This is a genomic window from Psychrobacter sp. AOP7-C1-14 (genome assembly GCF_052376135.1).
Lineage (GTDB): Bacteria > Pseudomonadota > Gammaproteobacteria > Pseudomonadales > Moraxellaceae > Psychrobacter.
The window spans coordinates 57,396-78,901 of record NZ_JBQSVH010000005.1; the positions used below are offsets into that span (position 1 = coordinate 57,396).

General features: G+C 41.4%; 17 protein-coding genes. 9 read left to right on the forward strand and 8 right to left on the reverse strand.

From position 1 onward, the window contains the following. Window positions 1-159 precede the first annotated feature (159 nt). From acnB to ACT3QN_RS05630, 3 genes are all read left to right on the forward strand, one after another. Window positions 160-2,763 (forward strand): bifunctional aconitate hydratase 2/2-methylisocitrate dehydratase, encoded by a 2,604-nt coding sequence (acnB, locus tag ACT3QN_RS05620; RefSeq protein WP_444521316.1) that lies wholly within the window; start codon window positions 160-162, stop codon window positions 2,761-2,763. A 324-nt stretch (window positions 2,764-3,087) separates the two neighbouring features. After that, complete coding sequence (locus ACT3QN_RS05625) at window positions 3,088-3,531, forward strand: DUF805 domain-containing protein (RefSeq protein ID WP_444523239.1); 444 nt, start codon at window positions 3,088-3,090, stop codon at window positions 3,529-3,531. 194 nt (window positions 3,532-3,725) lie between these two features. Beyond that, window positions 3,726-4,166: a PACE efflux transporter gene (locus tag ACT3QN_RS05630; protein WP_444523240.1), complete on the forward strand. Its 441-nt coding sequence runs from the start codon at window positions 3,726-3,728 to the stop codon at window positions 4,164-4,166. 115 nt (window positions 4,167-4,281) lie between these two features. Here ACT3QN_RS05630 and ACT3QN_RS05635 read toward each other — a convergent pair whose 3' ends face one another. After that, the gene (locus ACT3QN_RS05635) at window positions 4,282-5,079 is read right to left on the reverse strand and encodes an enoyl-CoA hydratase/isomerase family protein (RefSeq protein ID WP_444523241.1); all 798 of its coding nucleotides are present in this window, start codon (window positions 5,077-5,079) and stop codon (window positions 4,282-4,284) included. A gap of 338 nt (window positions 5,080-5,417) precedes the next feature. Here ACT3QN_RS05635 and ACT3QN_RS05640 point away from each other — a divergent pair, with 338 nt between their 5' ends. Continuing rightward, window positions 5,418-6,230 carry an alpha/beta fold hydrolase gene (locus tag ACT3QN_RS05640; protein WP_444523242.1) on the forward strand — a complete coding sequence of 271 codons (813 nt, stop codon included), beginning with the start codon at window positions 5,418-5,420 and terminating at the stop codon, window positions 6,228-6,230. A gap of 153 nt (window positions 6,231-6,383) precedes the next feature. On the opposite strand, the gene ACT3QN_RS05645 is transcribed toward ACT3QN_RS05640, so the two are convergent. The 5 genes from ACT3QN_RS05645 to ACT3QN_RS05665 form a co-directional block, all read right to left on the reverse strand. After that, window positions 6,384-7,448 carry an HpcH/HpaI aldolase/citrate lyase family protein gene (locus tag ACT3QN_RS05645; RefSeq protein ID WP_444523243.1) on the reverse strand — a complete coding sequence of 355 codons (1,065 nt, stop codon included), beginning with the start codon at window positions 7,446-7,448 and terminating at the stop codon, window positions 6,384-6,386. A gap of 66 nt (window positions 7,449-7,514) precedes the next feature. Beyond that, window positions 7,515-8,681, reverse strand: a complete 1,167-nt coding sequence (locus tag ACT3QN_RS05650) for a cysteine protease StiP domain-containing protein (RefSeq protein WP_444523244.1) — start codon at window positions 8,679-8,681, stop codon at window positions 7,515-7,517. 98 nt (window positions 8,682-8,779) lie between these two features. After that, window positions 8,780-9,592, reverse strand: a complete 813-nt coding sequence (locus tag ACT3QN_RS05655; protein ID WP_444521323.1) for an HAD hydrolase family protein — start codon at window positions 9,590-9,592, stop codon at window positions 8,780-8,782. Between the two features lie 42 nt (window positions 9,593-9,634). Then, window positions 9,635-10,936: a phosphoribosyltransferase domain-containing protein gene (locus ACT3QN_RS05660; RefSeq protein ID WP_444523245.1), complete on the reverse strand. Its 1,302-nt coding sequence runs from the start codon at window positions 10,934-10,936 to the stop codon at window positions 9,635-9,637. A 42-nt stretch (window positions 10,937-10,978) separates the two neighbouring features. Continuing rightward, window positions 10,979-12,205, reverse strand: coding sequence for a S1 family peptidase (locus ACT3QN_RS05665; protein WP_444523246.1), 1,227 nt, complete (start codon window positions 12,203-12,205; stop codon window positions 10,979-10,981). A 711-nt stretch (window positions 12,206-12,916) separates the two neighbouring features. Here ACT3QN_RS05665 and ACT3QN_RS05670 point away from each other — a divergent pair. Continuing rightward, window positions 12,917-13,624, forward strand: coding sequence for a hypothetical protein (locus ACT3QN_RS05670; protein ID WP_444523079.1), 708 nt, complete (start codon window positions 12,917-12,919; stop codon window positions 13,622-13,624). Between the two features lie 124 nt (window positions 13,625-13,748). Further along, window positions 13,749-14,489 (forward strand): MHYT domain-containing protein, encoded by a 741-nt coding sequence (locus ACT3QN_RS05675; protein ID WP_444523078.1) that lies wholly within the window; start codon window positions 13,749-13,751, stop codon window positions 14,487-14,489. Between the two features lie 129 nt (window positions 14,490-14,618). On the opposite strand, the gene ACT3QN_RS05680 is transcribed toward ACT3QN_RS05675, so the two are convergent. Beyond that, window positions 14,619-15,758, reverse strand: coding sequence for an ATP-grasp domain-containing protein (locus ACT3QN_RS05680; RefSeq protein ID WP_444523077.1), 1,140 nt, complete (start codon window positions 15,756-15,758; stop codon window positions 14,619-14,621). 287 nt (window positions 15,759-16,045) lie between these two features. On the opposite strand from ACT3QN_RS05680, the gene ACT3QN_RS05685 reads away from it, so the two are divergent. The 3 genes from ACT3QN_RS05685 (at window position 16,046) to ACT3QN_RS05695 (ending at window position 19,924) form a co-directional block, all read left to right on the forward strand. Next, window positions 16,046-17,302 (forward strand): TerD family protein, encoded by a 1,257-nt coding sequence (locus ACT3QN_RS05685; RefSeq protein WP_444523083.1) that lies wholly within the window; start codon window positions 16,046-16,048, stop codon window positions 17,300-17,302. A gap of 123 nt (window positions 17,303-17,425) precedes the next feature. Next, window positions 17,426-19,174: a LytS/YhcK type 5TM receptor domain-containing protein gene (locus ACT3QN_RS05690; protein ID WP_444529089.1), complete on the forward strand. Its 1,749-nt coding sequence runs from the start codon at window positions 17,426-17,428 to the stop codon at window positions 19,172-19,174. Between the two features lie 12 nt (window positions 19,175-19,186). Further along, on the forward strand, window positions 19,187-19,924 hold the full coding sequence (locus ACT3QN_RS05695; protein ID WP_444529087.1) for a LytR/AlgR family response regulator transcription factor: 738 nt from the start codon (window positions 19,187-19,189) through the stop codon (window positions 19,922-19,924). Between the two features lie 65 nt (window positions 19,925-19,989). Here ACT3QN_RS05695 and ACT3QN_RS05700 read toward each other — a convergent pair whose 3' ends face one another. Continuing rightward, complete coding sequence (locus ACT3QN_RS05700) at window positions 19,990-21,423, reverse strand: YfcC family protein (protein ID WP_444523073.1); 1,434 nt, start codon at window positions 21,421-21,423, stop codon at window positions 19,990-19,992. Window positions 21,424-21,506: the final 83 nt, after the last annotated feature.

Below are 21,506 nucleotides of genomic sequence, written 5' to 3' on the forward strand. Positions count from 1 at the left end.
TATGGCCTTACTATGCGCCTTTTCAGAGCTGAGCCATTAACATTTAAAGCGTTTTAAGATATGATTGCACGGATAATTATTACCTATAGTATATAGACGAAGGCTGTCATGCTGACTACCCACGTAATGTGCTAAACCCAACTGACGAGGACGACTATTGTGTTAGAAGCTTATCGTAAACATGTCGAAGAACGTGCTGAGCTAGGAACTGTACCCCTACCATTGAACGAGAAACAAGTGGTAGAGTTGGTTGAATTGCTAAAAACCCCACCTGCAGGCGAAGATGCGTTCTTGATGAACCTCCTAGAAAACCGTATCCCTGCTGGTGTTGACCAAGCGGCATACGTTAAAGCAGCGTTTTTGGCTGCGATTTTGAAAGGTGAAACATCATCACCTCTTATCAGCAAGAAAAAAGCGGTCGAAATCCTAGGTACGATGCAAGGTGGTTACAACGTACAGCCACTAGTTGCTGCACTAGATGATAGCGAAGTTGCTCAAGACGCTGCTGAAGCATTGAAAAAGACTTTGCTAGTATTTGACGCGTTCAATGACGTGACTGAAAAAGCAGAAGCTGGCAACGCTATTGCTAAAGAAGTGATCCAGTCTTGGGCTGACGCAGAATGGTTCTTGAACCGCGCTGAAGTACCAGCAAAAACCACTTACACGACGTTTAAAGTCACTGGCGAGACCAATACGGATGACTTGTCACCTGCGCAAGACGCATGGAGCCGTCCTGACATCCCATTGCATTCACTAGCCATGCACAAAAACTCTCGCGACGGCATCAATGCTGACGAAGAGGGCGTTGTTGGCCCAATGAAGCAAATCGAAGAGCTGAAGCAAAAAGGTCATCAGTTGGCGTATGTTGGTGATGTCGTTGGTACGGGTTCTAGCCGTAAGTCTGCAACCAACTCAGTATTGTGGTTGATGGGTGAAGACATCCCTAACGTGCCAAACAAACGTGGTGGCGGTCTAGTATTGGGTAACAACATTGCTCCTATCTTCTTCAATACGATGGAAGACTCTGGCGCATTGCCAATCGAAAAAGTCGCTGTCGATAACTTAAATATGGGCGATGTATTTGACATCTATCCATACGAAGGCAAAATCACTAAGCATGATTCTGACGAAGTATTATCAACGTTTGAATTGAACTCACCAACGTTGCTCGATGAAGTTCGTGCTGGTGGCCGTATTCCATTGATCGTTGGTCGTGGTTTGACTAACCGTGCTCGTGAATACATGGGTCTTGGTCACTCAGACGTCTTTGCTAAGCCAGAAGAGCCAGCTGATACTGGTAAAGGCTTCACGCTAGCACAGAAAATGGTTGGTAAAGCTTGTGGTCTAGAGGGCGTACGTCCTGGTATGTACTGTGAGCCTAAAATGACAACGGTCGGCTCTCAGGATACGACTGGTCCGATGACGCGTGATGAGCTAAAAGACTTAGCATGTTTGGGTTTCCAAGCAGACTTAGTGATGCAGTCATTCTGTCACACCGCTGCTTATCCAAAGCCAGTTGACGTTGAGACTCAGCACACACTACCTGACTTTATCATGAACCGTGGCGGTGTAAGCTTACGTCCAGGTGATGGTATCATTCACTCATGGTTGAACCGTATGCTACTTCCAGATACCGTGGGTACTGGGGGCGATTCACATACTCGTTTCCCAATGGGTATCTCGTTCCCAGCGGGTTCTGGTCTAGTTGCTTTCGCAGCTGCAACTGGTGTAATGCCACTTGATATGCCTGAATCTGTTCGTGTTCGTTTTGTTGGTGAGCGTCAAGCTGGTATCACTCTACGTGACCTAGTACATGCGATCCCTTATCAAGCGATCAAAGAAGGTTACTTGACGGTTGATAAGAAAGGTAAAATCAACGAGTTCAACGGCCGTATTCTTGAGATCGAAGGTCTAGAAGACTTGACCGCTGAGCAAGCGTTCGAACTATCTGATGCCTCAGCTGAGCGTAGTGCTGCTGGCTGTACTATCACATTGTCTGAAGACTCAGTAACTGAGTACCTAAACTCAAACATCACGCTGCTTAAGTGGATGATTTCAGAGGGTTATGGCGATGCACGTACTATTAGCCGCCGCGTTGAGCAAATGCAAGAGTGGTTGGCTAATCCAAGCCTCATGCGTGCTGACGACGATGCTGAATACGCTATCGACATCACTATCGATATGAGCGAGATTAAAGAGCCTATCCTTTGCTGTCCGAACGATCCAGATGATGCTAAGACACTAGCCGACGTCGCTGGCGATACCATTGATGAAGTATTCATTGGTTCATGTATGACTAACATCGGTCATTTCCGTGCCGCTGGTAAATTGCTACAAGACGTACCAGCAGGAAGCCTGAAGACTCGTCTATGGATTGCACCACCTACCAAGATGGATGCACGCCAGTTGATGGAAGAAGGTTACTACAATGTTTACGCTCAAGCTGGCGCTCGTACTGAAATGCCAGGTTGTTCACTATGTATGGGTAACCAAGCACGTATCGCACCGAAATCTACTGCGGTATCGACTTCAACCCGTAACTTCCCGAACCGTCTAGGTCAAGGCGCTAACGTATACCTAGCTTCTGCAGAGCTTGCAGCAGTCGCAGCGGTACTTGGTAAACTGCCGACTAACGATGAGTATCAGCAGTATGCTGGCATGCTAAACAGCATGGGTGATGAAGTCTATCAATACATGAACTTCGACCGTATGGAAGACTATACTGAAGAAGCAGACAAAATCAACGTTGCTCAGTTGACCTAATCTTGAGTATATAAGCTTTTAAGGTTAGAAGCTGTATATGTAAAACTTCATATTCAAAATAGAAGAACCCCGTATCGTCATGATGCGGGGTTTTTTGTTAAAAAACCTAAGATAAATATAGTTGATTCGATTCAAAAAAGAGATAAAGCAACCGAGTACAGATGTATATGTGTTACTTCAAGCGAGGTTGACGCTGTCACTCTTTTATAGAGGATTGACGATAGTATTTATTTACAAACTTTTATTGAGTAACTATAATCAAAGCCAATTATTGATCATACTAATTGACGATTTCTACCTTTCACGACTGAGACAAAAAGCCCTATGGAAAATAATATCAAGCTTGATAAATCGACACCGCCGCCACTGCCTAGATCTACGATGGCTAACAATCATAGTGCTGAAGCGAACTATGGCATCATTGACTGGTTTAAAAAGGGCATGAGAAATTATACAAATTTTTCGGGCCGCGCTCGCCGTAAAGAGTATTGGTATTTTTTCCTAGTACAAGTGGGTGTGATGATTGCGGCAATGCTGCTAGACGCAATAGTATTTAGCTCAGAGACAGGTTTGTTTTATATAGTGGCCGTGCTTGGTTTGTTTTTGCCTGGTCTTGCCGTGACTATCCGCCGCTTACATGATACTAGCCGCTCAGGATGGTGGTTTCTGATAGGGGTAGTGCCACTGATAGGTTCTATTATATTATTGGTATTCTTAGTGAGTAATACCAAACCTGAAACCAATAAATGGGGTCTGCCAGCAAAATAGTCTGGACTCAAACAGGTGCTAAACATTAATAAAGCTGCTTACGTCTGTTTACAAATGTGCTCAATGATTTTTTGACCTATTTCTGTATAATGTATGGGCAGGCAGAAACCGTGGCTATGCACTTGACCTCTCTTTTCTAACTCGGGACGGACCGATACTTTGGTACGCACTTATGTGCCTTGGAGTCTTGGTTGATGACCTTATCACCGCTTAAACGTCGCTTAGTTTATGTGACAGCTTTCGAAATCATCGCGATTATCTTATCTACCCTAATATTGATGAAACTCAGTCATAGCGACGCATCAGAGTCCCTACCTGTGGCTGTCTTGATGTCGGTGGCAGCCGTCATTTGGAACTTTATATATAATACTGTTTTTGAAGCATGGGAACGTCGCAGGCGTATTGTACGTCGTACGTTATGGATACGCAGTGCTCATGCTCTCGGTTTTGAAGGCGGGCTAGTATTGATCTGCTTACCACTGTATATGATTTGGTACGATGTTGGTCTAGTAAAAGCCTTTATGATGGAAGTCGCGCTATTGCTGTTTTTCTTAGTTTACACTTTTACATTTACTCTGGTTTTTGACAAGGTGTTCACTTTGCCTAATCATTCCAAACCTGCGACCGCTTATTAATTAAAGATATTGACTAAAAAAGGGCTACCATATTGGCAGCCCTTTTTTATGGTATCACTATAGACTGTCTAATCGAAACAAGTTCAGCTGTCCGATTGAATAACTTACTGACGTGTTATTTACCTTGATAAACAGGCTTACGCTTTTCGATAAAGGCGCTAACCCCTTCGATAAAATCATCAGTTTTTGCCATCGTCGTCTGTTGTTCAACTTCCATATCTAGCGCATTGCTTAAACCAGCAAAAGCATGCACATTGAAGCTCTCTTTCATAGATGCTAAGGCTTTACCTGGTAGTTGACTCAATCGTAGCGCCAATGCTTGTACAGTGGCTTCTAGCTCGTCAATACTTACTACGTTGTTCACTAGATTTAAACGCGCCATATCTTCTGCTTTGAGTTTATCACCCAGCATCACAAGCTCAGTGGCTTTCGCTGCACCAACCAATTGGTTTAATAAATAAATTCCGCCCGCATCTGGAACTAGGCCGATATTAACAAACGCTTGTACGAACTTTGCATTGTCTGCGGCAATACGAAAGTCACAAGTAAGGGCTAAGTTCATGCCCGCACCAGCCACAGCGCCTTCTAGTTTGGCAATAATTGGTTTATGGATATGACGTAGTTTTAAGCTGACTTCGCCTGCACCTTCTACCATACCTTTTAATTTATTTGAGATAACATCTTTATCTAATCCTTCAGACAACATCTCTTTGATATCACCACCGCTTGAGAAGTTACCACCGGCTCCTTGCAAAACAATCACCCGTACTTGATCATCTGTAGCTGCTTTATCCAGCGCTGTTAGTACGTTGTTTTTTAGGGGTGTGCCAAAAGCGTTTAAGCTTTTTGGATCATTAAAAGTAATGGTAGCAATATGACCTTCAACTTGATAATCGACGAGAGACTGTGACATTCGATATTTCCTTATTTTAAATGACGGTTTTAATATTTTGTATCAATGATAATAGTATGAAATAAAGATAAAATGATTCAATGCTGATTACTATAGCAGCTTGTTAAAATTATAAAAGCGTGTTTTGTGGGCGCTTAAGACACATCTACAGGCTGGTAAACTTTACTATTCTATCGTAAAAACTGATGCTGTCTAATGGGACAAAACGACTGGCTCGTAAAAAGGCTATGACCTAAAGGGCCAATAGATTATGCTAACATGCCAGATTGAGCGTTACAGAGTCGTAAAAGACACAAGGGTACGCTCGAATTTTTCATTGATCAAACAAGGATGTGGTTATGCCAACTATTACTGTAAATAACGCTGATATCTATTACGAGGACAGTGCACCGAACGACACACAAAAGCCCGTTATCGTATTTGCCCATGGTCTACTGTGGAGCTCACAGATGTACGACAAGCAAGTAGAGCATTTTCATGCAGACTATCGTTGTATTGCTTTTGATTTTCGCGGGCAAGGTCAGTCGCAGATTACCAAGTCTGGCTATGATATGGAGACGCTGACTGAGGATACGATCGGCTTACTTGCAGCGCTTGGTATTGATAAATGTCACTTTGTTGGGCTATCTATGGGTGGGTTCGTGGCTCAGCGTATCGCGCTCAAGCGCCCTGAGTTGTTATTGTCATTAACGCTGCTAGAAACCTCTGCTGATCCTGAAGATCCAAATAACGTGCCACAGTACCGTAAACTGGTCAAAGCCATTCGTTGGTTAGGTATGAAGCGTGTAAGTAATAAAGTGATGCCAATCATGTTTGGCAGTACGTTTTTGGCAGACAAGCTGCGCAAATCTGACCGTAAGCAGTGGCTGACAATGCTACAAAGTAATCGCAAGGGCGGCGTGGTCAAAGCAACAATGGGCGTTATTGAGCGTACAGGTACTTATGAGCAATTAGATGATATTACAACGCCGACATTGATCGTGGTTGGTGATGAAGATGCCGCCACGCCCTATGCCAAATCTGAACGCATGCATTTTGCTATCGCTGGATCCAAGCTCGCTATTATCAAAGGTGCGGGTCATACATCGACAGTAGAAGAGCCTGATCAAGTGAATCAAGTACTACGTCAGTTTTTAGAAAGTTGTGCTTAATATAGGTATCGCTCGAGCGCTTTAAAGCTCATACCTATAAAAACTCCTAAGCAAATATCTATATAAAAAAGCCGCTACCTTTTGTTTGATAGCGGCTTTTTGTATGATGAAAGTTGTTAGACGATAGACTGGTATCTTTATCAACAATGACAGTTACATTCGTGAGCTGTACTGGCTATGCCCGTCATTAATAGTTCCAAAAGCTTCTGCACGATTGACAATTTCAGTTGCCCAAGCGCGGTGTGTTGCAGGTTCTAACATCGTATTATTGTATTTAAACACCGCCTTGGCCTCAGAGTGAAGGATCGCTTGCGCTTCATCAAGTGTACTCAATGGCACACAGTAAGCCTGTTGTACTAGGGCGATTTGGCTTGGGTGAATGACAGTTTTGCCCACCATACCTAAGCTGACATCTCGGTTCAATTCCTGCATAAACAGTGTCGGCTGATCCAAGTATTCAAATACTGGCGCGGTAAGGTAAAAACCATGCGGCACAAAACAGCCCAGCATTTGATATGCTAACGTGCCGATAGGTGAATCATAAACAATGCTGTTTTTCGGGCGACGTAAGCGCAATGCTGCAAATAAGTCATTACCACCGATACGCAATGCAAAAACTGGCTGGCTAAATGCTTCTTTAAAAGCGATGGCAAGCTCCTGATTATGATGCGGATTAAACAGTGCTGCAGTTTCAAGCGTCGGCATAAGTAACTGATCTACTTTTAGGTTCTGACAAGCCATACGCCAGTTAGAGAGGCTATACATATCAACTTTTGGCATAACAAAACCATCGATTAGATCGATATGAGTATAATCAGCCAATTGCTGTAGCATCATTGGGCTACGTGGACGTATAAAGACTAGTGGACGGGTAGGGTGCTGAGCATGAATCTTTGCCGATTTAGATGGCGCATTGATGCTATTCACATGTTCTGCCCATGTCTCGAGTAGGGTTCGCAAACGCTCAAGCGCCAACTCGACGTCCTGCTGACTGACTGCATCCTCTAAACAAATAATAATACTATTAATCGTTGGTAACTTGTCACGCTTGATTACTTGCCAGATATCTTGCCGAGTTGCAGGCATGTATAGGCTTGCCCCTAGCTGGTATGGGTGGTGCGTACACGGTTTGATCATCGCATGACGCTCAGTAATCAGATGTGCGTAAGATTGGGTATCACTGTAAAAGTCCGACTTGCGGTTTTGAATATCTGACATAGTTGGCATCATAAGTAGAGGGTAGTAAGAGAATAAAAAAGAAAGTATTTAATATTGCTAAGCATACTAATTATCTTTGGAGCGTTGTTTGATAAGAGTGATGGCTTGATAAGGCAGTATTTTATCACCTAATACACTGATAGTAATGTTTTGTTGTGCACATAAATGGCGTAGCAGTACGGTATCAGGATGCTCAGCCGTGGCGAGTAATATACGTTCGGGATCACGGCGCAATATGGCACGTGTTGCCTCGGCAATAGTCGGCTTAATACGGTTGCGATTGCTGATATCATAGTCTACTGCCAGTGTTTCTATTAACGCAGCAGTCTGGTAGCGTGGTTTCTGATAGGTCGATAAACATATTGGATTTGTAGCTAATGAGCGTCTTGCTGTATCAATATGGTCGATGAATGCCAAGCTGTGGTCTACCTCAATTAAGTCATCATAGAAAACACTACGATGCAGGCCTGATGACGGCTCTGTATATAAGCTCCGCGAAATCAACCCCGATACGGTGCTATTTAATAAACCCGACGGGATTAGCCAGTCTTCTTCACTTGCTGCCAACCAAGCAACGCCAGCAGGATCAGCAAGAGTAAGTAACGGAATGACGTCAGCGCCTTGATGGAAGATGTTGGCAAAATTAACATGAGTAGAATCGCTAAACGTTTCTAGACTACGAGCTAACTCTTGATAAATAGCGCCTTTACCTGTCCAGCCGTCAACGAATACAATTGGACTGTTTGGATAGGCTTCCAATAGCATTTGCAGGGCCACAGGATCAAGACCACGGTCTCGAATGATACTGATGCCATAATGTGTACTTGGCAGGTGATAGCTACTATCTGTATCTGACAGTGCACGTTGTAATAATACGCCGATTGGTAGACCAGCTCGTACCAAACTGACCAAAACCAGTGGATGCTCATCACTCACGTTTTTCTGAAAAACATGATGTAGCGTATGAGATAAATGAGCGATATCGGTCGCGGTTCTTGTTGAGCCTTGCTCTAATGCTTGTATGTATAGCTGCTCATGTATTGTAGTAGGTGCTTGCTCTAAGGTCAGCATGTCAGAGTAATGGCGTTGCCCGCTTTGGATAAGCGCTTCTTTTTGACTGACTGGCACATCGGCAACTGCGTTCTTATCCACCATATCGAGTAGGACAGTCACGTCGCTTGCAAAATAGCTGCCTGAGCCATAGTTTTTTAAATCGGCTCTTTTTGTCTGCATATTAGGTAAAGTCATAGTATAAATAATAGCACTCGTGATAATAACAGTGGATTTGCGTGGCTGCGGTTTAAACTGCTGGTTTAGCCTGACGATTTAGGCTAGTACTGATCATGTAATTGGCCATGGTTAGGCATGCCGTACCAGTCCAATAACTGTAAGAAAGGCAGATCAGCTAAGCTATCACCAAAACCAAAACTCGGACGCTGATGGTCTAAATGATGCTCTAATAGAAATTCCACTGCATAGCGTTTATGTACCGCATGGGGCAATATCGCTAGGTTATTAGCATTCACATGCACATAGAAATCTTGATCAAAATCACGTATCAAATTTGGTAGTTTCTCAGCCAAATCTATAAGCGCTTGATGGTCTTTTTGCGCATGTTTAATAGCCAGATAAATCGTTAACTCTTCATCAACAATACCATTGTCAAAGCTATCGATATGCGGTGTGAATACCAGATGACTTTGATCGTTTTTACTATGACTGGCAAACAATTGGCTGAGTTGATTCAATTTATCCTGCAATGGCGCAAGCTTATTATACATATACTGCTGCCAACTGCTCAGAAGACTTCCGTCAGACGCTAAAATAATCGCCCCATGGGTCAATACTTGCCAGCTATCAAAAGGCAACTTGACACGTTTGATCTCACTACGATCCCGTGCAGTCACTACAATTAATTCAGTGCTAGCAAGTAACCAGTTAAAAAAGGTTACTTGGCGCTGACTCATAAAGCTTAGCGGCTCGTCTTGCTTATTGACCGTCGCACATACCAAGCTTTCAGGTTCAGTAGTGGGCAAGTCCCATGCGTCAATTTTTCGCTGGGTTTGGAATAGCGTATCGTCCAAATCCATTAAGGCATAAGGCTTGATAATATCTGGGTTGGCTGTGAAAAATGGGGTAGTCATGACATTGTCCATAAATAATAGGTTTGAAAGTGATAGAGCAGTTTAATGACTAGGACTCACCACCAGCACGTTATCCAAACCTTGCCACATAGCATCCACACTATCAGCTGATGTCTCCACGCACAATACAATCAAATCCCAATTGATAGGCTCAACGTTGTAAACAAAATTGGTCATACCAAGTCCGTAATTATCGCTAAATCTAAGCATCGTGCTTATTGCGCCACCAAGGGCAATTGGAGAGCGGGTTAATGCGCTAAAGTTAACGATAGGATTCATGTCAGAGTTGAGCTGTTTAGACTCTGTCTCAATCCATTCAGCCAATAAAAAAGGCAACCAAACAAATTCATTGCTACCCAATAATAAAATTCTTTTTGGTAGCTGAATAACATCGAAGTTTTTTCGGCTATTGAAGTGCGTAAAAGCATTTTGGAAGCTCAAAAGATAGTTGGTAAACCCTTCCGTGCTATCTAGCGTTGGAAACCTGCCCCAATTACCAGTATGACCAAGCGCTTGACTGCCAGCAGCGGTGGTATCAACTGATGGCATCGTAATAGGTTCAGGATTGGGTGCATCTGTCCATTGCCATGCGCCAGACAGCAAATGGTGGCGATGAAACTCAATACCAGCGAGACGATCCGCCATACGTGCAGGCTTAGCATCTGACTGTGGATGAGCTTTTTCTTGATCTAATGACCAGTCGACTAATGTTGTTAAATGAACTTGCTCTAGCTGGGTCAGTCCTGCTTCACGTAAGGCAGTGACGACATTAACGCAGGTATTACCCGTTGATGCTTCATCATCGACCATGATTAGCGTTTTACTGGCCAGTAGCTGCGATTGAGTAACGCTATCTTTGCTTTGGTAAATCAAATGCTGGCTAGCATGACTATGGTCTTCACAGAATGTCGTCAGCAAAGAGTCGGTACCGTTCGAATCACTACTTTCGTCGTGCTGTGCATGACGAGTAGAGTTCAATAGTAGCGCTTGAGGATAGCGCGTTTGTAGCGCTTGATGAACACCAGCAGATAGACCAACAGCAGTCTCTGCCATACCAATGACTAGAATAGGGTGAGGTAAGTCATTAGGCACTAAATCCGCCAAATTAGTAAATGCCTCTCGCATAGTGCTTGGCGCAACAGGAATATGTCGACCTAGCACTTTTGAGACAAACAAAAACGCACGTTTTGGATTAATACGTTGGGCAAACCCTAACAAGTCTTCTAATTGATAACTGTCACGCTGTTCTGCGCCATTTTTATTAGTGGCTGAGTTGGTTTGATAAGTCAGATCTAGCGTACCACGGGGTAGGGTGATGGTCGTACTGTGTTGCTCATTTAGCATTCATTTTCCTTGGCACTTTTATTTATATATCGTTGTAGATTTTTAACCCTGACAGCCAACTAGCCATAAGGCACTGCGACTTTGCTTACTTAACTGAGGTGTTGTGAGAGGCGTAGCGCTTGTTAGGTCAGTCGTGCTCTCCAAACTGATGCCAGCGCTCGCCAGTAGGGCAGATAATAACTGAAATTTTACCGCATAGTTCATGTTTTGTGCATGCTCATGAACCAGACTAGACGTGACCATACCGATAACCTCTCCAGTCGGTAGTAATAAAGGACTACCACTAGAACCGGGCTGAATAGGCGCAGTGAATTGTATATGACGGATATCGTTATTGAATCCTGTCAATCCTGAGATGCAGCCTTGGGTAACTTGTAGTTGGCTACTCAGTCCTGATAACGGAAACCCCAGTGTGGTAATGGTCTCACCCAATATATCAACACATTGCTGCGCCAATGGGAGGTAGCTGGGCAAAGGATCGCTAACTCTAATAATCGCTGAATCGCTCCCGATATCGCTGAGCACGACTTGTGCTTCGCGATCAGGCTGACCTTGCTGACGTACGCCAACCATTGCCGCTGACTCAATCACATGATAGCAGGTCAGTAGATGATAGGAGTCAATAGCAAATGCTGTTCCCGTCCAAGTCTCACCTACTTGTACTTGACGAGGTGGGCGAGCGTCATTATTTGGCTGAATATGCTGCTGCTGTTGAGCGTCTTGAATAAGTGCATGTGTACTAGGTGGACGAACATCTAAACTAACCTGTACGTGACGCTCAAGGCTTGCTAAACCTTGCGTTGATGCCTCACCAAGCGCCCGACACTTAAATTGTCCATTACGCTGATATATCTCTAATATAATCGCTGCTTTGACATGCCGCTCGTTTGTTGTGAAGTTATAGTAAATATCGCCGTTGTTGAGCGTGAGGCTTACGTCGTTTAACTCTACCGTTGGCAAGTTTAGGTGTGGATCATGATAAACGTAAGCAATAAGTTGCAAAAAATTAACACCTTGCTGATCAAATAATTGGGGCAAATCTAACTGCCATACGCTTGGATTATCTTTATTATCAAGCTGTGCCCATTCTTTGGGCTCATGCAGATAAGCAGGACTACAAGCTGCTTTGCGGCTAGCATCTAATGGTAACCATAATAGCCCAAGTTGTTGGCCAAATTTAAGTGTATTATCAGTAGAAAATGCGATCGAACATTTTGTATTTGTGATAACAGTATTAGCACCTAGTATTAACTCAACTTGCTTCGACATTAAATTTCCTTGGCTTCTTCTAGCGCTTATAGTTATCTTTATTATTTAATCAGTTCATTATCATGACTAAAACCTGACTGCATAAAGGGTTTTAATTTTACTTTAAACTTATTTTTTGCAAAAAGAAAATATTAACATATTGCTTAATAAATAATTAAGACTAATTATACAATCAAAATTTAAGTAGTTTAGAAACATCTTTCAAGTTTTTATTAATTTTAATAAATAACTATATGACTCAATAGTCTAGCCATTTGTCGGCTGATGTAGCCATTTATCGGACGAAGTAATATATTGTATTGCTACAAAACAAAATTCCAGTGATAATACAATCAAAATCTATTGCTGTTTAGTAACTTTATCGTGAGCAAGTGTTATCTGAAAAGTTTAAAAACAGTATTTGGTTCAAACTTGTTTATTTCAATTTTATTTTCGAGATTATTGCTATTTTCTAATTGATAAGCTCTTAATAATTAGCGCGCTTGTCTGCCTGATAATTATAAAATTAACGTTTTGTCTACTGTCTCTATTCCATCTCTTATAATACAAAAGATATATAAAAATTGTTGTGTGATTGAAGTCTGCATATGTTTTATATTGTGAGAAAGCCAGTCGGGCGAACTTTTAAAACGTTATTTATATTTATTAATTGGTTATCTAGATAGCTTGATATAAGAAAGTGTAGCAGTATTTTAAGAAAAGGAGTGCTCTGTGAAATTCTCTTGTGCATTAGAAACGTCTTCTGAACGTATTCGTTTGGTCAATGTTATTTCGCCGCTCATCAAAGCGGGTTATCAGCTGGTTTCTCAAAGACAAGAAGCTTCAGAGAATGGTGGTAATATCATTCATGTGATCGCAAGAAGTTTGGGGTCTAAGACACAGGAAGACTTAATCGATGACTTGTCTTCGATTGAAGGATGTACACTCTTTAATTTAGAAATAGATGAAGAAGGGGTTTCATCAGCCGCGCCTGCAAGAAAAGTCTTAGATGAAAAAAGTGTCTTATCAGCCATTGGTGCCTACTATCCTAAGATAGCAGATATTGTCAGTCAGTATGAGGATAGTTTGCCTATTGAGCGACGTGTAACTGCATTACAGGAGTTAGGTCGTAAGGTTGGTGGCGGTATTTACCAACGCGATTATTCACTTGGTAGCCCGCTTAAGATGCCTACTACTATCACGCGTGAGCTTGTGCCAGCCTTAAAAAAACTGTCCAAAGTTAAGGCAAAGAACAATGTTATATATTTAATTAAATGTTCATTTTGTAAGTCAGCAGACCATACTCATTCAGGTTGTCATTTTATCGTAGGCTATATAGAGGGATTTTTGGCAAGTAATCCTGCTATAGATGTAATTCAAGTTGAAGAAACTAATTGCGGCGCAGGTAGTACCAACATTTGTGAATTTACCATTGGGTAGACAAAATAATACATAGATAATTTTATATCTATGCGAAACAAAAACAATGAGCAAATGACACACTGCATTGTGTTAAAAGCAAGGTTATTTGGCTCAAATATTAATGATAGATAAAAGGCAAAAAATGATGGAAGTTGAATATAACTTACTCTTGGTGTTGGTCTCATACGCCATTGCAGTGTTTGGTTCTTATGTTGGCTTAAACCTTGCCATCCGAGTCCCTTCCGCTAAGCCAGGTACAGATTTATATTTTTGGGTGGCGCTATCTTCGATTGCCATTGGTGGTGCGATTTGGTCTATGCACTATATCGGTATGATGGCAGTGGATATGAAAATGCCTGTGACGTATGACCTGGGTCTAACAATTGTCTCAATGCTGCTCGCGGTCTGTTTCGTTGCTGTTGGTATCATTATCGTAGGCCGTGGTGAATCCAGCGTTGCTAAGTTGATTGGTGGCGGTATCCTTACTGGACTTGGTATTGCAGCTATGCACTACACAGGTATGGCCTCTATGCAAATGGACGCTACCATGACATACAATATCCCGTTACTCATTTTATCAATTGTAATTGCTATTGCAGCTGCTATCGCTGCGTTATGGTTGGCATTTAATCTACGCGGTACATCACAGCGCTTTGGTAGCGCTTTCATCATGGGGCTTGCAGTATGTGGTATGCATTATACTGGAATAGCCGCGATGGAAATGACAATGACTGATCATGTGATGCCTATGGACTATACGCATGCAGGTGCCATTTCTTCATCGATTATGATTTTTATTGGTTCAGCAGTTGTATTGAGCTTACTATGGGTCATTGCTTCTAAAAATACACCTAAGCAAGCAACTCTAGTGTTTGGTGAATAGTTCAAAGCACTCATTTTTAATAATGCTTAAAAGTGAAGATAATAAAAAAGGTTTTTAGATATGAATCTAAAAACCTTTTTTATGCCTGTTGAAATCATTTGCCAACTAAATATATGCTTAGTTAATCATTTACTCAGCATCTTTTTCGATTTTGACACTCATCATAACAGAGCGTATTTGACATGGTTCAATACGCTGAACATTCTTCTCCAAGTTAGGTCTCTCTGACAATCCCAACCAATAAGAAAGTCCGACTTGTGTCAGGTCAATTCCACTATGAGAGGTATAACCAATACCACCTGATGGGCGGCTATTAATCTCAAGAACACGGTGCTGACCGCTACTGTCAGCTTTGGTTTGTACACTGACAATGCCATCACAGCCAAAAGCTCTAATCAATGGGATTACGACATCCATGACAGACTGATCGTAACCAATGTGTTGTATCTTTCCTGTTTTATGACGAGTGACAGCAGCTAGAACTTCACCATATTCACAGACGACATCAATAGAGTATTCTTGCCCTGATAAGTAAGGCATTAAGAGCATTGGAATAGGGCGCTCACGTACCATTTGGCTGTTGGTATAGGCGTTAACAAATTGTGCAGTGTTGATTTTTTTCCCTTCAGTGAAGTATAAGTGTTCAAAGCTATCATATGCAGTGCTATCTGCTTTACCCGTATCTAATCGCCAAAACCCTTGTGCAAAAATACCGACAACGGGTTTAACGCATAGAGGTTGGTCACCATGCTCAGCCAGTAAGGCCTCAAGCTCTACCGCATTGTCAAAACGCCATGCGTCTGCCACTGGGATATTGTGAGTATGACAATGCTGCATAAAAGCAAATTTATCATCGATTGACTCTAGTGCTGCTACGCTGGTTGCTCCCGTTAATAAGCGAATACCAGCAGCGTCGAATTTCTCACGATGTGCTTCATAATCAATACCATTGCGCCCAGTCAGTAGTACTTTTACATTGTGCTTTTGCGCGTGTTCCAATACGAACTGCCAGCGCGGTATGGCAGGTTCGCTAGTCATTTGAGTCTCAGTATCTGTAATTGATTCAGATGGCTCGCGATAAACCATATCGGCGAATTCAAAAATCTCGGGTCTATCATGACGGTGTGAAGCAATAACTTGGAAAGGGGTGGTTGATTTGCTCTTTAGAGCTTGTACGCTCTCCAACATATCACGCTGGCTAGATTGACCTTCAGCTAACCAGGCTGCTACTGGTGTTGAGGGATTACTATTGTCAGCAAGGTTATTCATAGTTTTCTCAGCATTATCATCAGGTGTAGGGAATGGGCAGTTTAATGTTGCTCTCGCAATCTAGTAGTAATATTAGAAAAGGTGTACGGTTCAATAGAACGTATTATATACGAATGATAGGCGTTATAAATGTCTCTGATGGAATAGGCGTAGAGACTTGTAAGAATGACTTTCTCGCTTATATCACAATTGTCTGGTTCAAAAATATTCATAATATCCATGCTACTATATGATGATAGTCAGCATGACAATGACCACAGCATGATAAATAATCTAAAGGACGTATGATGAGTCAAAACCAACCTCAGAAATTGATTGCAGGTGCCAATGCGCCCTTACCAACTGACAATATTAGTATTCGTATTTTAAGCCAAAACGCCATTGATTGTGCTGCTTATCGTCTGACTACTGACGGCAAAGTACGCGGTGATGGTGATATGGTATTTTATGGTCAGACACGTAGTGATGATGGTAGCGTTAGCTTCCGTGGACATGACAGTGATGGATTTTTTGATGTTAACTTGTCTGCACAGCCTACAAGTATTGAGAAAATTGCATTAGCGTTTTCTAGTGCGCAAACGCTTACACAAGTGGGTGACGTCGATATTCAGGTACTACAAGGCAGTCAAGTATTGATGACTTGTCAGCTAAATAGTGCTGGACGTAATGAAAAAGCGATTATATTGGCTGAATGTTACCGCAGACAAGGGAGCTGGAAATTTAGATTTATTGCGCAAGGATTTAATGGTGGGTTGAAGCCACTATCTGAACACTTCGGCGTTGAGATTGCTGATGAAACACCACCTCAGAACCAGTCTCAACCTATCAACACCCAGCGACCAATTGATACGCAAAAAGCGCGTAGTGCACCTCAGACAAGTACGCCGCCACCAATTCCAGCCAGTCCTTCGATTAACTTAAGTAAAATAACTTTAACTAAAAATCAATCTAGCATCAATCTGAAAAAACGTGATGACTTTGGCAAAATATCAGTCAATTTGGACTGGAACCAACGCCCAAATATCGATAAGCAATCACCCAAAAAGGGCTTACTAGGAGATTTGTTTAAGCAGCATCAATCAAGTGGTATCGATCTAGATGTTGGCGCCATGATCCATCTAAAAAATGGTGAAAAAACCCTTATTCAAGCGTTGGGCAATCGCTTTGGCAGTTTGCAATCAGCGCCTTATGTTTGCCTACGTGCTGATGATAGAACGGGGCAGGTGAGCGGCGGTGAATGGCTGGATATTAATGGCCAACAATGGTCGCAGATTGAAGAGGTATTTATCTTTGCGTTTATTTATGAAGGCGCACCCAATTGGGAAAAAACCGATGGAGTTGTGACTATCCACGTGCCAGAGCAATCACCGATTGAGACACGTTTGACTGAGGGTGCTGGTAATCTACCGATGTGTGCCATTGCACGTTTGGTTAATCAGCAAGGTAGTATCAATGTTGAGCGTATCAACCAATACTTTAAAGGTCATCAAGAAATGGACAAAGCGTTTAACTGGGGCTTTAGCTGGAAGCGTGGACGTAAGTAAGTGCTTCAGCTTTATGTGACATACCGATTATGATTGTCTTCTAGTGAAAAAGCTGATGGTCATCATCAGCTTAATTATTACGTGTCAAAAGGTTTATATCCACTATAGAAATGAGAGAGTTTGATGTGGGAAATACTGATACAAATGCTATTAAGAATGACCCTTATTATTACTATTGCTTTTTTGATAACTAGATTATCTATCTTTAGAAAAATGATTTACCACCGAGTTGGAATATTTGACTTATTTTTCTTAACAGTAATATTTGGTATGTTTGGAGTAATCGGTAATTATACAGCCCTTGTTGTAGAACCAGGAAACCATACCATTATATCTGATTTATGGAACCCTACTCTTCAATCAAACAATGCAGTAGTGGACACACGAAATATTGGCATCATCATCGGTGGGTTTTTTGCAGGTCCAATAGTTGGGGTAGGAGCCTCTCTACTTGCAGGAGCCCATCGCTTATTAATGGGCGGCTTTATCAGTAGCGCTACTTTTTGGGTAACCATTTTAGGCGGTTGCCTTGCAGGATGGTTTGGTTATAAGTGGCGCGGAGTAGGTTTAATCAAGCCCAAATATATGTTTTTTATTAGTATTGGTATTTTAACCATTCAAATTTTAGTCATTCCAGTCTTGACTGCTGATCATACGACTGCTCTTACATTAATCAGTTTTACAGGTCCCCCAATTATTATTATAAATAGTATTGGCATATGGATTTGTGCGATGATTTTTTATAATGCCATACAAGAAGAAGAACGAACGAGAGCAAATCAAACGGTCAAAACATTCTCAATTGCTGATCAAACCTTTTCTTTATTTCGATCAGGTTTGAATGAAGAGTCGGCTAAAAAAAGCACAGAAATTATTAAGAAATTAACTGCTGTAGAGCATGTAGCGATTACTAGAGGGCTACGGGAACTGGCTTATACTGGAGAAGTAACCAATCAAAAGAGAAATGATAAAGAAGAGCTGATTTCGCGTAAGTCAGTTTTAGCAACGGGAAAATCCGTATTAAATGAATCAAAGTCAAAATGGCTATTTTCCAATAAACCTAGTAGTAGAGCTTCTGTGGTAGTGCCATTTTGCGTAAAAAATAAGGTAATTGGTACTCTTAGTTTTTATTATAGAAGCTCAGCACACATTACTTCCGTCGAAAAAGAGTTGATCGAAGGATTAGGGAAGCTATTCTCAAATCAGTTAGAGCTGGGTGAGATTGAGCGTCATAACCAACTACTACAGAATGCAAAAATAGAATCACTGCAATCGCAACTACAGCCCCACTTTTTATTCAATGCTCTTAATACTATCGTCGCTTTATGTAGAATTGATCCGATGCTGGCGCGAGACTTATTAGTGCATTTGTCAACTTATCTACGAAATAGTTTGACAGGTATTGGCGATTTTTTGGTTCCTGTTCGTAAAGAAATGGATAATGTACAAGCATATTTAGCCATTGAGCAAGCTCGCTTTCCAGACAAGGTGACGATGCGTGTAGAGGTAGATTCCGATTTAATGGATTATCTTATTCCTCCATTTATCATTCAACCCTTAGTTGAAAACGCGATAAAGCACGGTGGATTTAAAAGAATACAAGCAAAAGGTGTGGTTTGTATTGAAATTAAAAAAGTATCAGAGGTTTTAATTTCAATCAAAGTTTCTGACAATGGCGTTGGTATTGAATCAAACCGAATAGTGGACCTGGGTGAGCGTGTTGTCACCTCGTCTAGAGATGGGAGTGGTACTGCACTTTTTAATATAAAAGAACGACTGACGGCGTTGTATAGTCAAGAAGTCCGCTTTAATGTAGATAGTGAGATTGGTATAGGAACTTGTGTTTCAATTATATTGCCAGCTAAAAACTAGGGAAGAATGCGGATGAATGTGTATGTTATTGAAGATGAGATATTAGCTAAGCAAGAGCTGATTTATCTTCTACATGATACAGGAAAGGTAAAAGTGATCGGTGAGGCAGAAGACATGCATCAGGCATTATGGGATATTAATGAGAAACAACCCGACGCTGTGTTTTTGGATATAGAGCTTGAAAATGGTAACGGCCTTGATCTTGCAAAGCAATTTAACAATATGAAAAAACGTCCTATGGTTGTATTCGTAACTGCTTATGGGGAGTACGCATTAGACGCCTTTGAGCTTGATGCTATAGATTATATTGTTAAGCCCATTGATAAAGTCAGGCTCCAAAAAACGGTGGACAAGTTAGTAGAATTGAATAGTAAGTCTCATTTAGAAAATAATGTTGAGCTTGTATCTTCAGTAAATAAAGAGAAAAAACATAGTATTACGGTAAGAGAAACTGATCGAATCATTGTCATCGATACGAAAGATATTTTATATATTGGTACTGAAAATCGTCAAGTTTATATTCAAACCCTAGAAAAAAAATACCTAACAAACACCTTGCTCTATAAAATGAAGGAGAAACTTGGAAGTAGTTTTATTCAAGTGCATAGAGGCTATATCGTTAATATCAAACAAATAGCAGTTTTAGAGCCTTGGTTCAATCGAACTTATTTAATTGTACTAAAAAATGGCTCTAAAATTTCGGTAAGTCGCTCATACGTTAAAGCAATTAAAAAAGCGCTTGGATTGTAATATGAATAACAGGGAGAAATGTTCTCTATCCCTGTTACTTGAGAATCATATAATTTAATTATTCATCATGACCAACCAATAATCTGAGCGATAATTAGTGCGCCAATGGCAATCATGGCCCAAACTGCAAAAATAGGTAAGAAGAAGCGTAACCATTTTTGATAAGGAACACCAGCGATAACTAATGCTGCCATAAAATATCCACTAGTTGGGAAAAGGACATGAGTAAAGCCATCACCAAGTTGATAGGCTAAAACGGCAGTCTGTCTAGTCACTCCAACGAGATCAGCGAGAGGTGCCATAATTGGCATTGTAACAAGGGCTTGTCCACTGCCAGAAGAGATTACGAAATTAATTGCTGTTTGGACAAAGTACATGCCGACAGCTGCTAACTCAGGAGGTAAGTCTCCAACTAATACTCCTAAAGAATATACAAGTGTGTCCATGACATTGCCATCTTCTAAGACTACAGCGACTGCGCGAGCCAAGCCAACAATGAATGCTCCCATCAATACATCTTTAAAGCCTTGGTTGAACCCAGCGCATATTTCGCTAAGCTTAAGACCAGCAATCGTTCCAACCACAATGCCCATAATAATAAATAGTCCAGACATCTCTATCATGAACCAACCTTGCTTAAGTACGCCGTATACTAGTACTGCAGATAGAATGAGCAATGCATATGCCGCAAGTTTTTGACGGAATGACATAGTGAGGGCAGTACCGCCGATAATTTGATTAAACTCTATTCTCTTTTCACTGTCTTCTTCATATACATAACTGTTGGATGGATTACTTTTCACCTTCTTTGCATATCTTATAGTAAATACAATAACAGTAGTGACTGCTAGAACGAATACGATTGAACGTAAACCCATTCCTGAGAACACTGGTAATCCAGATAATTTTTGCCCGAGCCCAGTATTGATTGGATTGAGTACACCGGCGCTAAAACCGGCACCAGTTCCACATAGTGCAATGGCAGCGGCTGTTACTGAGTCATATCCTAACGCGATAATTAAGGGCATAATGACTGGAATATATACTAATGATAATTCTGGTGTACCAATTAATGTGGCAATAAAAGCGAATGTTGTCGTTAGTACCGCTATTAAGAGTAAGCCGTTATTTGCAAATTTGCGAGCTAGCTTATCAACAGCAACTTCGATAATTCCTGTTCTTCTAAGCACCATAAACATACCACCGATAATAAATGTGAAAAATACGACTTCACTCGCATCGATAAGACCTCTAGGTACAGCAGTTAGAAATTCGGTGACGCCAACTGGAGTTGGCTCTATAAGATGGTAGGATGTGGCATCAATGGTCGTTCTACCTTCTGGACCAAGTACTCGGTCATATTTTCCAGAAGGTACAAAATGCGTAAGAATAGCTGCAATAGCACTAAATACAAATAATATGACATAAATATGCGGCATCTCAAATTTTTTCTTTTGCGTACTCACTAAATCTGTATCATCAATTTTGTTCTTTGACATGCTGCTTACTCCAAATTATCGTTTTAGAGAATATGATGTATCTTTCAATAGAAACTAAACTGTAATATATAAACAACTTATAA